Origin of the sequence: Sulfitobacter sp. M368, from assembly GCF_025141875.1 — a bacterium.
Taxonomy (GTDB): Bacteria; Pseudomonadota; Alphaproteobacteria; order Rhodobacterales; family Rhodobacteraceae; genus Sulfitobacter; species Sulfitobacter mediterraneus_A.
In genome coordinates, this window is the sequence record NZ_CP081113.1 from 2,871,811 (window position 1) to 2,888,007 (window position 16,197).

General features: G+C 57.2%; 7 protein-coding genes. 2 read left to right on the forward strand and 5 right to left on the reverse strand.

Annotated features, from left to right (window positions below; all coding sequences use genetic code 11):
- Window positions 1–6: 6 nt before the first annotated feature.
- Genes K3754_RS14335 through K3754_RS14355 form a run of 5 tightly spaced genes read right to left on the reverse strand, consistent with a single transcriptional unit; the run spans window position 7 to window position 13,271 of the window.
- On the reverse strand, window positions 7–804 hold the full coding sequence (locus tag K3754_RS14335; RefSeq protein WP_259938161.1) for an outer membrane lipoprotein-sorting protein: 798 nt from the start codon (window positions 802–804) through the stop codon (window positions 7–9).
- Window positions 801–3,089: an RND family transporter gene (locus K3754_RS14340; RefSeq protein ID WP_259938162.1), complete on the reverse strand. Its 2,289-nt coding sequence runs from the start codon at window positions 3,087–3,089 to the stop codon at window positions 801–803. The genes K3754_RS14335 and K3754_RS14340 overlap by 4 nt, the downstream gene beginning before the upstream one ends.
- Window positions 3,086–4,258 (reverse strand): sulfotransferase, encoded by a 1,173-nt coding sequence (locus tag K3754_RS14345; RefSeq protein WP_259938163.1) that lies wholly within the window; start codon window positions 4,256–4,258, stop codon window positions 3,086–3,088. Before K3754_RS14345 ends, K3754_RS14340 begins: the two co-directional genes overlap by 4 nt.
- Complete coding sequence (locus K3754_RS14350) at window positions 4,255–5,628, reverse strand: condensation domain-containing protein (RefSeq protein ID WP_259938164.1); 1,374 nt, start codon at window positions 5,626–5,628, stop codon at window positions 4,255–4,257. The genes K3754_RS14345 and K3754_RS14350 overlap by 4 nt, the downstream gene beginning before the upstream one ends.
- The gene (locus K3754_RS14355) at window positions 5,628–13,271 is read right to left on the reverse strand and encodes a type I polyketide synthase (RefSeq protein WP_259938165.1); all 7,644 of its coding nucleotides are present in this window, start codon (window positions 13,269–13,271) and stop codon (window positions 5,628–5,630) included. Before K3754_RS14355 ends, K3754_RS14350 begins: the two co-directional genes overlap by 1 nt.
- A 277-nt stretch (window positions 13,272–13,548) precedes the next feature.
- On the opposite strand from K3754_RS14355, the gene K3754_RS14360 reads away from it, so the two are divergent.
- Both K3754_RS14360 and K3754_RS14365 read left to right on the forward strand, forming a co-directional pair.
- The gene (locus K3754_RS14360; protein WP_259938166.1) at window positions 13,549–14,859 is read left to right on the forward strand and encodes a hypothetical protein; all 1,311 of its coding nucleotides are present in this window, start codon (window positions 13,549–13,551) and stop codon (window positions 14,857–14,859) included.
- Window positions 14,860–14,936: 77 nt separating this feature from the next.
- A complete protein-coding gene (locus K3754_RS14365; protein ID WP_259943369.1) occupies window positions 14,937–16,190 on the forward strand; it encodes a flippase in 1,254 nt (417 codons plus the stop codon).
- Window positions 16,191–16,197 lie beyond the last annotated feature (7 nt).

A 16,197-nucleotide genomic window follows, 5' to 3' on the forward strand; every position in this document is an offset into this window, starting at 1 on the left:
CAAGCCCTATCTGATCCGGCGCAGGGCGTTGACGGTAAAGGCGTTCTTTTGAAGCCCTTGATTGAATTTATAACCTTTCCAGTTCAATCGGGTTCGGGCGCCGGTCAGATGATTGACCATTTCCATACGGGAAGACCGCCAGAACCGGCCGTTGTATTGGCGGTACCCGGACAAAGACAGTGTCTTGAGATGCGCCCCCCGGCGATCAAAGAAATGGACCTGTTGCAACCGCAAATGGGCCGTATCCAGCCAGATCCGCTGGCGGCTATAGCCGGACTTGGACGTCGGGAACCTGTCGATCACATGGCAGCGCCCACCGCCGGGGCAGTTCTGTTCGGCAATCCATTGATGTTTGAACTTGTCCACCTCTTGATCTGCCATATCCTCAAAGGCGAATTCGCTGCCGACAAAGGAGCCTGAGCGCCCCGAGCCGGAAATCCGCCGCACACGTTCCATCGCGGGCAGGTATAGCCACTGATCGTCCTTCTTGCCGGCGTAGACATGTGTCAGCAACGCGGTGTTGCGAATGTCGCCCGGCCAGCGAAAGATCAGCATGGACCGCGAGGCCCCTGCCCCTGTTGTTACCCATCTGGCGTCAAACCGCCGGGTTGCAGATTGTCCGCTTGCGGTTTTGAGGATCATCTCTCCGGACACTGTTATGTCTTCATACCCCCCGTTGCGGTTTGACGCCTCGGTCGCAAGGCGCAAACCGCGCTGTTCACCGGTTTCTGCAATGGCCATGCCCGCCCCAAGGGCCAAGAATCCAAGAACAACTCCAAACAGGGTACGGCGGATCGATGTCATAATGATTTTCCTTGAAAGGTGCGAAGCAGGGCAGGCAACAAAAACAGATCCGACAACAAAGCAAAAGCGATCACCGTGGCGGTCAACATACCGATGTGTTGATTGATGGAAAAGCCCGATGCCGACATGATGCCAAAGCCAAGGATCAAGGCAATGGACGTCAGGGTGATGGACGAGCCGACCACGGCAAAGGTTTCTTCCAAGGCGGCCTCCACTTTCATGCCGCGCCGTCTTTCCCGCAGGTAGTGCATCAGGAAATGTACCGTGTCATCGACCACGATGCCGAATGTCATTGTGGTCACCACTGTCGATCCCAAGTTCAGATCTCCCATGAACCACCCCCAGAGTCCAAAGGCCAACAAGGCTGGAACCAGATTTGGCACAAGGCTGATGACCCCGTGGCGCAGGCTGCGCAGGGTGACAATGAGGGTGAGTGAAACGATCCCCAGCACGGTCAAAAAACCAAACAACATCTGACTGTTGTTGCGCTGGGATATACGGGCAAAGGCAATCGCCATCCCGGCCGCCCGCGTGGCGATTTGTGGTTCGTTTCTGCCCAACCACGCTTCGGCATCTTGGGCCAAGGTCCGAACCACCGAACTATGCGGGCTGCGCAGGGTGGCCGTGAGCAGCGTTTGCGTCCGATCCACGTCCATCATCACATTGAGATCCATCCCGACAGGCAATGACAATTCATAGAACATTAATAGCTGCGCATTTGCGGGTTGGGTCTTGGCAATTGCATAGGCGTCTTCCGCATCGCCGTTCATGCTTTTGTTCAGGTCTTTGATGATCCGGGGGAGAGAGGACACCGCCACAACTTCCGGCTGCGCCTCCAACCAAACGGCAAAGCGATCCACCGCTTTCAAGAACTCCGGTTCGAATACGCTTTGGCCTTCGGGGGCTTGCAGGTTGAACTGCATGGTTTCTAGGCCCGTCAGCTGTTGTTGAATGGCCTCGGCGTCCTGCCGCAATTCGTAGCGTTGATCGAAATAGCGGATGACATTGTCGTCGTAATCCAGCCGAAAGATACCGAACACTGCCAAACCGCCGGCGACCGGAAACAGCATCAGCCAGATCCGACGTCTGACCAGAACCCACCGGGCAAACTGGCGCATGCGCTGCCCGCCAACCATCAGGCGGCTCGCGCGGCGTGGGTAGGCGGTGTGCAACAACATTGGCAACAGCACAAATACGGAAAGATGCCCGACCAACAATCCGAACGCCACGATATTGCCCATCTGGGCCAATGGCGGCGACGGTGCAAAATTCAGGCAGAGGAACCCAAATGCCGTTGTCAAATGGCTGACGGTCACTGGCGCGATGTTCTGCGCAATGGCATAACGAAACGGATCGCCCTCGCGCCCCGCTTCGGCGGCGCGTATGGTGCCAAGCACGATGTGCACGCAACTGGTGGAAACCAGAACCATCACGGCAAGCGGCCCAATAGCAGTGCCCGCGGTCAATGCGACGTTGGCCCATCCGGCAAAACCGAAGGTGGCCGATGTGGCACAGACCAGAACAACCACAGAGGCTGCAACGGCCGCAACAGACCCCAAAGCAAGCGTAAAAAGAACGACCACGGCCAACAGCGCGACCGGAACCAGATATTGAATATCTTCAATAGCGACCTGAGCCAACAGGCTGTTGCCCAGCAATCCACCCGCGACATGAACCTGCCAGCCCGGATAGGATGCCTGCCAGTCCGACCGCAGTTGCCTGAGAAATTCCTCCACGTCCCGGCGCGCCACCGCTTTGTCTTCCTCCTTGGGCAGAATGACACGCATGGTGATCCCATAGGCGTCGCCTTTCTCAGACAATAGTGTGTTGCGCAGGCTGTCAGAGGCCATGGCCAATTCGCGAAACCGCTCTGCCGCCTCTGGCGTGATCTCGGCCTCCTCGTCAAGCATCGGCTCCACAAGGATATCGTCATCCTGCGCATAGGAATGCATGTGATTGATCGCGGAATCGACACGCAGGGCATAGGGCATTTGCCATGCGTCCTCAGTCATTTCCTGCAAGGTTTTCAAGGTGTCGGTCGCAAAGGCCGATCCCGGTGGCGGGACGACCATCAACAGCAGGGTATTGGAGACCGTGTAGGTGTCCTCAATCTGCAAGACTTCCACAAATTCACTGTTGCCGCGGCCAAAGAACCCGCGGCTGTCAGATGAGAATTCCAACCGGGGAATGCCTGCGGCCAGACCGAGGATCAGGACAGCGAAAGCCACCATTGCGGCAAACCGAAACCGGAACAATGCGTCAGTGATCCGCTCTGAGACCGTCACGGATCTGCCGCCGGACGTTGATCCATGTGCAAATATTCATAGCGCCGAAAGAAATCGGCGAATTGTTCATCCACCATTGCACGGGTCTTATCGTCCAATTCATAGCGATTGTTCTGATAGGGACGCGCAGGCCCGACCAGCGCAGCAAGTTCCGCCTCAATCGGGGCGAAATCACCCAAATCCAGATGATCATATATGCCGCGCATCACTGTGACTGGATCAGCCCGCAGATCTTCATAACGCAATGTCATGATCTGTTCGTCGGGGATATGCTGCCGGTCCTTGTCGAACTGCTTGTGAAACGCAACCGACCGTTTGATCATGCTCGCATCGCGTTGTTCCGGCACAGGTAGATGATCTTGAAGGGATGAAACCGAATGCATCGCGGTCCGCGAATTTCTGTTTGATAAAAACACCTTATAAGGGTCGCGGACGATGTGGATGAATTTTGCATTCGGGAAAATGCGCAGGATCTCTTTTGTCCGCATCGTATGTGGGGGGGACTTCAGAACCAGCCGTTGTCCGGGGTTCACAAACTGGACACGTGTCAAGAAGGCCAGCCACTTTTTGCGCCAATCCGCCGCATCTGACTCACTCATGTCTTCTGGGTTCGTCGGGATCCGGCGAACGTTATTGGGAAACATGTTATGAAGGTAAGGAGACAAAGCGCCGGAAAGTGCAATTGCGTGCTCGTCTTCTTCAGGACTTTCCAATTTCAGATGGACATTGTCCATGGGGCGCTTTCCATCCATCGCCCAGCGCAGCACAGGCGTCAACAAACGTCGCCCGACCAAAAAGGTTTCGGGGCGGAAACAGGCTCTTACATCCGGCGCGGCATGGCGCGGATCAGAGATCAACAATTGATGCAGCCAGGTTGTCCCGCTGCGCCAATGCCCGATGACAAATATTGGGTCAGGCTCTATTCGAACCTTCGCCAAACGCCGCCCATAGATTAGTTGCGACAGCCATTTGAGCCCCAAGTTGCTGATGCTGAAAAGGGTGATCATCGCAACCAGCGGGTAGCGGCTGGGCGAAACCATATGCCACTTTCCCTTCATCGCACGCAGCCATGCATCCAGCGCCATCCCGTGCCAAAGCCGCAGCGACAGGGGGTGCAGACCGAACTGGCGCAGGTTGATAGGTTCTTTGGGGGCCCGGTCCGTGGTCATGTCAAATCCATGCCCACCGGTTCCAGATCAAGCAATTGGCAGATCGTGTTTGCAATCGTTGTGCTTTCATTCTCGGTGTAGCTGATACCGTCATAGGACAGGCCAAACCCGGTGCGAACCTTGGCCGATCCCGCCTCAAGTCGCATATCCGCAAACCGTCGCCGCCGGACCGAAATATCCAACGCTTCAAGCGTGAAGGGTCCGATCTTCTGGATAGCCCCTACCCCTGCGTAAAACCCCTCGCTGAACATGGACCTGTCTTGGCGGGACATGGCGCGGGGTTGATGCACGGAAAACTGGCTGAGGTTGTACCCACGTTCGATCAACCTGCGTTGATAAGGCGTTCCCCGGCGTGCCGCATCAGATGGCAGATGGGCCATCGCCTCGGCAAAGGTATCTGCAAGGGCTTTGGCTCCCTCCATTATGCGCGACGGCCCAACAGCTTTGTATGGCAGAAACGGATCGAGCGTGTGATCCCCCACATAGGTATCAAGGGCAGGATCACTGCGAGAGATCGCAACCATAAACATCAGCCGATCCAGATTATAGCACTGGCAAATTGCCTCAAGATAGGCTGCGAAGAGAAGCGTCGTTGCGCTGAGGTTTGCAGCTTTGGCCGCCGCTTCGAAGGATCGGAGGCTGTCCGGAGTGGCCCGGCAGAAAAGTTGCCGTTGGTCTACCTTTCCCAGCGCATAGGATAGGGGTTCGATCCCCTTTGCCTTTCGCCCGACATTTGGCTCTGGTGGCAGATCGCGGTGAAGATCTTCCCAGAATGTTTTGGTCTTGAGCGCCTGGCTGGGACGGGGGGATTGGAACCGCTTGATATATTCGGCGTGCGATACAGCCTTGCCTGTGACAGGCAGTCCGATCAGGAGCTTGGTCAAATCTTCAGTCAGGACCACCATACCGTAACCATCGGTAATTGCATGATGCACCCGTGTGATCAGAACATCACCGCGCGCGCCACAATGGGCCACGATGACCTCGGCCAGGGGGGCGTCGATCAGCGGCATGGGCGCATTGGCGATCGCCGAAATAGCGGGCAGAAAATCCTCGTCGCTCAAATTTCCCAGATCTACCTCCCGGATGGTTTCGCCTTGCGGCGGGTCAATCACGGCTCGCCATTTGTCTTTGATCAGGCAAAGCCGGATGCGTAGGCTGTCGTGCCGTTCTCGTAGCTTGTCCACGGCCCTGCGCATGCGGCGCAGATCAATTTTGGGGCGCACGAGAAAGGCATTGGACAGGATAAACCTGTCCCGCAGATCATCGGTACAGTCAGGGTGGTTCGCCTCATCCAGCAGGTATTGCTGCCAAATCGTGACAGGATAGATCGTTGGCTTCGCAGGCGCCGCTATCTCCTTTTCTGCCATCAAACGGGTTCTACCTGCGCCAGACTGGCCAGCAGAGTATCTGACACAGATTGCGCCGTCTGCGGCGTTACAACATCGCGATCATAGATCAGTCGCAAACGGGTTTGGTCGTCCTGAATGCACACCTGCAACCAAACATCATGCAACAGATTGCGCGGCGCAACGCTGGAAAGCGTATCAACCTCTTCAAAGAGGATCTGGAAGGGCGAGACATCCCAATCTTCAAAGGCCGACGCGAACTCCGCCGCGGCAGCATAGCTGTCAAATTTGCGGTGCTTGTCCGCGGCGGCCAGAACGCGGTCAAATTGCGCCAGATCGGCGCGTCCTGCACGGGTGGTCGGCACTGGCAGGGGCTGCTCGACGTCAAAGGGGCCAATGGCCGATCCCTTCGGCAAACCCGCGCGCAGTGAGGTTCTTCGTCCGATCAGAACCGGACCTGTGCTGCGGGTGGCATCGCGCAGGGCCGTTGCAAAGGCACATAGCAATGTGGAGGTTGTCCGCACGCCTGAGACCGATGCAGTGATCACCTCCGCTGGCCCGTGGTTTCGGCCAGCCAGAGGCGGCACGAGCGCGCGACTGCGGGTGCTGAACGGCACCGGGCGGGCTGGCGCCGCAGAAAGCGCGTACCACCAGAACGCACGGTCTTGTTGTGAAGCCGGGTCTTCCGCGTCAAACCGGCCGTTGACCAGATGTGACAAGAGCTTGCGACGCGGCACCGGTTTTGCCAAAGCTTCGCCCGCCAGCACCTGCGTGATTTCCTGCAATAGCAAATCTGCCGAAGCGGCATCCCCAGCCGCGTGATGCAGGCGCAGGGCAAGAAACGTCTGATCGTCCTGATATTGGCAGGACAGCCGCGCCCATGCGCCGCTTGCAACCTCAAGAGGCGTATCATCTGTTCCCTGGATAAGCGTCACACCCGGACCGCCGGGTTTGATCTGGCCATCCAACCCGACCCTCATGGTCAACAGCGGATGGCGGCGTTCGACTTTGCGGAGGGCTTTTTCAAGGTCGCCTGCGGCGATGTGTTTCTCCAGATTGCAAATGGCGGAATGTTCCATCGCGGCTTGCGCAGGTTCCGATGTCATAGGCGCGGCCACATCGCGCAGCACCCCGATCTGCCTGTTGCTTGCGGCGAATCCTCCAGAAGTTTTTCCTTCGCCCAACGTTACCCCTGACGCCTCTCCCTGCGCCAAAGCAGCCGCTTCGGCCCGGCGGATCAATTCAATCTCGGCGGCAAGCATGGTTGACAATTCGCGGATGGAGGGCGCTTGCAGGAACTTTGACACCGGGATCGTGGCTTGCAGGGCCGTTTCTATGCGGATCTTCAGTTCAAACGAAGACAGGCTGTCGAGGCCCAGTTCGCTCATCGGGCGCTCCACCTGGATGACGCTCTTTTCGATCTTCAGGACGTTGGTGATCTCATCCTTAATGTAATCCTCGGCCTCAGAGATCAGTTCCTCGCCCGACAATTGCATCAGACGCGCCCGGATTTCGGTTGTGCCACCGCCCGTCGCATCAAGAACGCTGGCCAGACGCGGCGATGCGCCGAGTGCAGGGTTGGCGCGGGCCACCTGCGCCCAGTCCGCGCGGGAGTAGACAAACGTCGGCGCATCGCGGGCAATTGCCAATTCCATGGCGGCGTCTGTGTCTTTGCGATCAAGCCCGAATTGTCCTACGCTTTCCAGATAGGAGGCCAAGGCGCTGTTGCGGGACACAAACCCGGCATCTGCAATCACACCCCAGTCGATCGCGGTGCCCGGACGGCCCAATGACAACCGGTAATGTGCAAGCGCGTCCAAAAAGGCGTTGCCGGCAATGTAGTTGGTCTGCCCTGCCGATCCCGTTGCCTGCGCAATGGAGGAAAAACCGATCATGAAATCAGGCTCTGTACCGGTGGCAGCAAAGGCACGGTGCAGATTCCATGCTCCTTTGATCTTGGGAGACAGCACATCGGTGATCATTTCTGGCGTGAGCTGGTTGGCAAATCCATCTTTGATCACCGCCGCGCCATGCACCACACCTTTGAGCGGTCTGTCACTGCCCTGCGCGGCGCTGACAAACTGATCCACGGCATCGGTGTCACTAATATCCAGCGCGACAATCGAAACCTCGGTGCCACGATCCCGTAGTTTCTTGATCTTTTTCTCGTCTGCCTTGGCGATCTTGCCAGAGCGGGACGCAAGAATAAGATGCCCTGCCCCAACGCGGGACAACCAGTCGGCAACGCTCAGGCTGAACCCGCCAGTACCCCCAGTCACAAGATAGCTCGCATCCGCAGACAGGCTTACCGCGCGGGTTTCATCGCGCTTGATCTCAAAGCGGTCTTCTTCCAAAGACACAACCACTTTGCCCATATGTTTGGCCTGACTCATGAACCGGATCGCATCACTTAGACGGCTTACGGGAAACTCCGTCAGAGGCAAAGCCGTCAAGGATTGCGCAGTCAACATCTCGGCCAGCTCGGAAAAGAGATCGGCCATGAGGTCCGGGCGTTCCTCACCCATTGCAGCGAGGTCCAGAACGCTCAGCGACACATTGCGGCGCAGTGCCTTCATGCCAATGGCAGCGTCTTCGTAGACATCGCGCTTGCCGATCTCCAGAAACCGGCCATAGGGCGCCATGATATCAAGCCCCTTGGCGATGAAGTCTCCCGGCAGGGAATTGAGCAGAATATCAACGCCGTTGCCCTTGGTGATCCGCATCACGTCATCGGCAAATTTAAGTGAGCGTGAATCCATCACATGCTGCACGCCCAGCGCCTTTAGGTGACGCCGTTTGGCAGGGCTGCCTGCCGTTGCAAAAATCTCGGCTCCGGCCGCTTGCGCCAGTTGAACTGCCGCAGTGCCCACACCGCCTGTCGCCACGTGGATGAATACTTTCTCCCCTTGGCGCATCCTTCCAACGTGGTTTAACGCGTAATGGGCCGTCGCAAAGGCGCTCGGAATGGTGGACGCCTCGGCCAGCGAAATATGATCCGGAACGCGCGTCAGCGCATCGGAATGTATGGTCATGAAGCGTTGCAAACACCGTTTTCCAAGCCCCATGACGCGGTCACCGGGCTCAAAGCGGCTGACCTCCTCGCCGACCGCTTCGATTGTGCCGCCGAATTCAAGCCCAAGATTTTGCCACGCAGGTTCCGGCTCGGCTTCGCTGGGCAACAGCCCCGTAACCGCCATAATATCGCGGAAGTTCAGGCCCACCGCAGAAACGCGCACGCGCACCTCATTTGGCCCAATTGGGGCAAGCGGAATTTCGACCAAGCGCACCTGATCGATCACACCGGGCGCTGGCATAGTCGCATGAAAGTTGGTGGTGGTATCACTTGGCAGGACGGTCAGTGTCTTTGCGTCAAAATCCTGGACCTCGGCATGGTGCAAACGCGGCGCAAGGCAAGTATTGTCACGAAGAATGATTTCGGTATCCGGACCGGGCGTCAGGATATGGCGGGCCAGCAACTGCGGTGCTTTCAGTGCGCCTACATCAGCGTCGATCACCCGCACATTGTATTCGGGCGCTTCGGTGGCGAGCCCGCGCACCATAGCGGCAATCGGCATCTGCGACAGGATGGCCGCGTCACCTGATTTGCTCTTTGCGTCAGGATAGGCCCCCGAGGTCAAGAAAACAAAATCAGGCAATCCATTGGTGCCCGCACGCGCGTAATCCATCAACTCCCCAAGTGAGATGATGTCTTTTACACAGGCGTCGATGGGTTCGAACAACGCGTCTGTGCCAGTGTCTTCGCTTACCTCGCTCAGGCCAAGCGGCCAGCCCACGACTATGCCGCTCACGCCGCCGTTTTCGATCTGGGTGCCCAGCATATCGGCCAGCGCGCCGCCGGGATCATCGCTCAGCGCATCGCGTGAAATACAGCGGATATCAGCGCCAAACCCTTGCATCGCCGCAACCAGCCTGGATTCATCCACGCCGCGATCGGTCAGAACAATCCAATGACCAGCGTTTGGATCGGCGCTCAATGGCTCGCGCAACTCAACAATGTCCTGCCGGACAAAATGCGCCGGAACACCCTCACCCTCTTCGTCGGCCTTTTTCGAGGGCAGCAATTTTACCCGAACATCCTCAACCACCATGAGAACGGTGCCGTCCAGATCCATCACGGTAAAGCCGACCGAGGCGTCGGTGTCCTTGGTGTTTTTGAACTGATCAGCCCTGACAATCACCTCATCCGGGAAATCCGCATAGACACGCATCCGGCCCACGCCAACCGGCAGGCACACCGGATCACCAGGCTGACGGCCCCGCGCAACCTTCTTGAGCGTCATGCTCGGCTCAAGAATTTGCAGACACCCGTCGAACATTGTCGGGTGCAGGTGATGCCGGTCTTTGGTCGCCTGACCTTCGTCGCGCAGAACAATCCTGGCGACGGTCTTGTTTCGCGACATCCACAGATCTTCGACCGTCTGAAACGCCGCGCCATAATTGATCAATCCGGTGGAAGCATCCACATCATACACATAAGCTGCATCAATCTTTTCAAAGGCGCTGTCTTCCGGGTCGAAAGGCCGGGCCTTCGGCGCCTCCACATCCAGAATGCGCACCTTCGCCTCGCTGCGCAGCACCCAGTCATCCTCGGCGTCGCGGATCCGCGAATAAAGTTTCACGCGCCCTCGTTCGGGATCGTAGACATTGCTGAACAGTACCTCGTCATCAGCATTGATGAACAAGGCCTCGTGGATAATCGCGTTTTCCACCTCGATGATTTTGTCGGGGCCAAACTGATCGCGGCACAGGGCAATCATCGTGTCGACATATCCCGCCGCCGGGAAAATCACATCGGACTGCATCCGGTGATCTTTGAGATAGGGATAGGCCTTGAGGTTGATCTCGGACGTCCATGTCGTGCCGTTGCCACGTTCCGGCATCCCCAGAAACGGGTGTTTGATCGGCGTGAACAACAGGCCGCGGCTTTCTTCGCTGTCTTGCCAGAACGGTTCTTCCACCCATTGGTTTTGCGGCAATTCGACATGGCCAGTTGGCGTGCCGGTGATCGCCGGCCAATTCAGCGGGTAGCCCATGGCAAACATCGCCGCGGCAGCACGGGCCATGGTGTCAAAATCGTTGTCCTTGCGGTTGATCGTATTCAAAACAGTGACCGATGCGCCCGCTTCGAGGGCCGTGCTTTTGGTAGGACCGGCAAGAGTTGCTGCCGGGCCAAGCTCCACAAACAGGTTCGCCCCCATGTCGATGGCGGTCTCAATCGCCGCCTGATACCGGACTGGCCGCCGCAGGTTGAGCCAGCCATAATCTGTATCAAATCTCGTTTCAGGCTGCCCCGTCACCGTCGAAATAAACGGCAAGGTTGGCACAGACCAATCAATCGTCGCCATCTCGCGGCGGAACCAGTCCTCGCCAGCGTCCAGATGAAAGGAATGCCATGCGGTATCGACCGTCAAAGCCCGAATGAAGGTATCGGGGTTGAGCAACTCGAATTCTTCCACAAACTCATGCAGTGCATCAAAGTCGCCGCTGATCGTGGTCGAACCGGGACCGTTGATCGCAGCAATGCCCAATTTGCCATGCTCCGGCAGGATCGCCTCAACATCAGCCTGGTTCATGCCAATGGCGGCCATCGCACCTTTTGCGCCCAGCTGGTCACGGATCACACCGCGCTTTGAAAGGAATTTGGCCGCACCGCTGAGCGACAGACCATCAGCGATATAGCTGGCCGCGGCCTCACCGATGGAGTGGCCTGCAACCATATCCGGCTCAACACCAAATTCTTTCCAAAGCGCGGCGAGGCCCGATTGAATGGCAAAAAGCGCCGGCTGGGTGACGGTGGTGTCATCAATGCGGCTGCTGTCTTTATCCTTGAGCAGTTCTGCACGGATTGACCAGCCTGCAACCGGGATAAACTCGGCATCAAAGGCGTCAACAGCACTCGAAAACACGGCGTTGCGTTCAAGCAGGTCGCGGGCCATGCCCCACCACTGGCTGCCTTGCCCGGAGAAGGTAAAGCACAGCTTGTTGCTGGTTTGCTTTTGCCCGGTGATGATGTTGGGGGCATCGGTTTCGCCTGCCGCCAAGGCCTTGAGCGCCTTTCTCAGTTCCGCAGTGCTACGGGCCAGTATCACGGCCCGGTACATTAAATGGCTGCGTTTGGTGGCAAGTGCCGCCGCAATATCGGCTAGGGTCGTTTTGGCCAGCGCCCCCTTGCCGCGCATCGCATCCAACAGTGCCGCCGCGTTGGCTTGCAAAGCCTCCTCCGTGGCACCGGATACCGGAACAAGATGGGGAAAGCCGTCTTCCTGGCCTGCCAGCGGCGGCGCAGGCTGCTGTGGCGGAACCGGATGGTAACTATAGGATTTCTCAGGCGGCGAGGACAGCAACGCACAGGCGTTTGCGCCGCCAAATCCAAAGGAATTGACCACAGCGTAATTTGCACCGTCCCTATCCGGGAAGGCTTCGGGTTTCACCGGCACCTCAAGGTTCAACGCATCAAACGGGATATATGGATTGGGGTTTTTGAAATGGATATTGGGCGGCACTATCCCCGTTTTCACAGCCATCGCCGCCTTGATCAAACCGGTGATGCCAGCGCCGCTTTCAAGATGGCCAACATTGGCCTTGCTTGACCCTATATAGACAGGATGGTCGGGCGTGTTCTGGCCGATTACCGTGCCAATTGCGCCCGCCTCAATCGGATCGCCAATGGGTGTTCCGGTCCCGTGGGCCTCGACAAAGCCGATCTGCTCAGGTCCAATTGGGGCTGCGTTGAACAAGCTGCGCAGCATCGCGATCTGGGCCTGTTGGTTTGGTGCGGTAATGGTATTGGTTGATCCATCCTGATTGGCAGCTGTCCCCTCGATAACAGCATGGATACGGTCGCCGTCCGCCTGCGCATGGCTGAGGGGCTTGATCACGATCATACCCGCCCCTTCGCCGCGCACAAAACCGTTGGCGGCGGCATCGAAGGTCGAAATGCGCCCCGTCGGAGAGATCATGCCCGCCTTGGAAAATGCCAGAAACGGCGACGGGTGCGTCATCGCGTTCACGCCGCCCACAATCGCCATATCGCAAGCGCCGGTGCGCAGGTTTTGTACCGCCTGATCCAACGCCGTCAGCGAGGACGAACAGGCCGTATCAACCGCATAGCTTGGCCCTGTGAGGTTGAGCCGGTGCGAAATCCGGTTGGCACTGATACAAAGCGCATACCCGGTGCCGGCATAGCTTTCGGTGCTGGTAATGCGCATTTCCTGCAAAGTGCGATATTCGGATTGGGAAATTCCGATGAACACGCCTGTGCTTTTGCGGGCAAATTCTTCTAGCGGAATTTGCGCATCCATCATCGCCTCAACCGCACCTTGCAAAACCAGGCGTTGCTGCGGATCCATGCCGGCGGCCTCGCGCGGGGAAATGCCAAAGAATTTGGCATCAAAGCCTCGCACATCCTTGATAAAACCGGCCCATTTGCTCACCGATTTGGCAATCGCTGCCGGATCGGGATCATAAAAAACATCAACGCCCCAGCGGTCTTTGGGAATCTCAACAATACCGCATTGTTTTTTAAGAAGAAAATCGAAAAAATCGGCTGGAGTTCGGTTGTCGCCAGGCAGATTGCAGGACATGCCAACGATCGCAATCGGCTCATGAATACCGGCTGCAGCGTCGCGGTTTTGATCTTTCATGCGTGTCTTCCTATAGCGCACCAAAATGCATCGCCGTCAAAACGGTCCGGTACATTCTCCCCAAGAATTTTACGTTTAACACAAACATGACGGAGCAACAGTATCGGGAAGGGGAAAATTCCACTTGATTGAGCGGCAATGGCGGTAGAGCCAGGGCGTGTCGATCCCGCACCAATGATCAAGATTGTGACCACGACTGCGGCCATGTGATTGCGCCTGTGCCATGCTGGGATACTGTGCCCGTCTGAAAGGCAGTTTAATTGGGGTCGATTTGGGTATGAAACGTCTTTGCGCAGCTGCGGTTATGGCCTCCGCCTGGGCCGTTCCGGCATGGGCGGAAGGCAACCCGTTGAACCTCAGTGGACGGATTGACCTTGGATATCGCTATTACTTTGACGACGGCCAATATGCAGGGCAAGCCGAAGCCGGATTTCACCCTTTTGTCGGCTTCCAGCTGAACGGCAGTTTCGGTGTTGGCACGGGCGAAGTTGTGTTTCAATTCGCTGGCCTGAATGATGATGAAAACGACCGCTCGCTCTTTAACATTCAGAAGGCATATTTCACCAACAGTTTTGAAAACTGGGATCTGGTTCTGGGCTACAATGTCGAAGATTGGGGGGTCAGCAACGGCCGCACCATCGTCAACGTGATGAACGCCAAGAACAGAACAAATCAGGTCGGCAACAGCGATCTGATCGGTACACCCATGGCGAACGCAAATCTGTTTACAGATATCGGTACATTCAGTGTCTATGCCTTGGGCGACAGTGTGCGCGGCAATTTTGGTGGTCGTGCCACCCGTCAGCGTGGCCCATTCTATACCGATGATGGATTGGTCCGCTACGAAGACAGCAACAGCCCCGATTTTGCGTTGCGCTACACCCATGGGTTCTCTCTGGGCGAGGGTTCATTGGACGTCGGTGTGTCGGCCTATCAGGGCACCGCCCGCGAGTCCCTCAGGATGCCCGGTTGCATAAGCGCCGATAGCGCGGTCAGCGCCTTGGCCTGCGCACAATTCAACGACGATGTATTGGCAGGCTACAACAGCGGAAAGACAGTGGCCAAGGCCGCCGCAGACGCGGGAACAGATGCCTTCACTGCCGTGACACCCTACTACCAGGAGATCAGGCAACTGGGCCTGACCACAGTCTACGCCGAAGGAAACACGCAATTGCGGTTTGAAGGGTTCCTGCGGGAAGCATCTGGTGAACGTTTCGTCGGCGCCATCGTTGGGGGCGATCATTCTTTTCACAATCTGATGGGCGGCGACGGCACCCTGACCCTTGCGCTGGAATATCACTATGATGATCGGAGCGGCCGCCAACCGGTCACCGTTTATGACGATGATGTGTTTGTTGGCGTGAATTTCATCGCCAATGACACAAACGACAGCCGCTTTAACCTGGGGGTCTTTTACGACCTCGATCAGAGTTCCCAGATTTACACCCTATCCGCGTCGCGCCGGATAGGCGAGCGCTTGCGTGTCGGCATTAATGCCAACCATGTGGTGTCTGACAGTCTGACAGATCCGCTCTCTTCTGTGGACGGAAACAGCTATATCGAGTTTTCTCTGTCAGCGTTCTTTTAGCGGGCAACCCAAAGCACCGTGCTCGCGCGGCAAAGGAAACCATAAACCAGATGGAAAAGCGCCAGACCTTAGGGACCATGGTCATTCGGGTGTGTGGCCTTATGTTAGGCGCTGCGGCGACTGCGATGATTGCGCGGTTGCTGCAACCCGAAAAGTTTGGCGAATATTCTTTTGTCCTCGCGGTTATGACCATCCTGTCCATGCCTCTGGCGTTTGGGCTGCGGCAGACATTGGTTCGTGAGATTGCCTATGCCCGCGCCCATGCGGGCACGGGGCACAGCAGGCAAATCTGGACATGGGCCTTGCACCGCGCAATCTGGGCCACCGGAGTGTTTGCAGTCGCATTGGCCGTCTGGATCGCATGGGGAATCAACGACACGGACCTGCAATGGCACATGGCGCTGGGTCTTGGGATCTATGTGCTTTTGCCTGCACCAAAATTGCTGAGCGGTGTATTGCATGGCATGGGCCACACGGTGCAAAGCCAGTTTCCCGAGCATGTGCTGCGGCCGGTTCTGACAATTGTGGTGCTGGCCAGTGTTTGGATCGCCAGCGATCCGGCAGCTTTGTCGGTGTCGGCCGCCCTGCTGATTTTTTCACTGGCCTTGGTGGCAGATGCGGCCCTGTCGGTGGCGTTGCTCAAACGTGGATCAGATTTTCGTTTCTGGCCGCAAATACAGGGCCAAGCCAAGACCACCCGCAGCCGGGACTTGACCATCTCAACCCTATCGTTCGGGGCCATAGCAAGCGTGCAATTGATCAACAATAACCTTGATATTGTGATGCTCGGGATCTTGAGTACCGACGCCCAGGTCGGTCTTTATAACGCTGCAGCAGTGCTGTCGACCATTGCGGTTTTTGGTCTCGGCGCGGTCAACACCGTGATCATGCCGCAGATTGCGAAATTACACGCCGAAGGGAACAGCGCCGAACTACAGGCCACAATCACCAAGGCGGCGCGGATCATTACGGTGTTCGGCATCGGGGGGGCAGCGATCACCTGGGTGTTCGGCAGGCATCTTTTGATCCTCATTTTCGACAGCAGCTATGAGGGCGCGTTTTGGGCCTTGGTCATCCTGACTTTTGGTCAGCTCGCGAATGCGTGTTTTGGACCGGTCGCGCTGATCCTGAACATGACCGGCCATCAGACGCTCACGCTGATTGGTGTTTCGACCTCTGTCTTGGTGAACGCGGCGCTGAACCTCGCTTTGGTGCCGCGCTATGGCATGGAAGGGGCGGCGGTTGCCACGGCTGTTTCGCTGGTAATCTGGAATGGCCTCTTGGCCGTCGCACTGAAACGGCGCACGGGATATTCCAGCAGCATCCTTTGACAATATC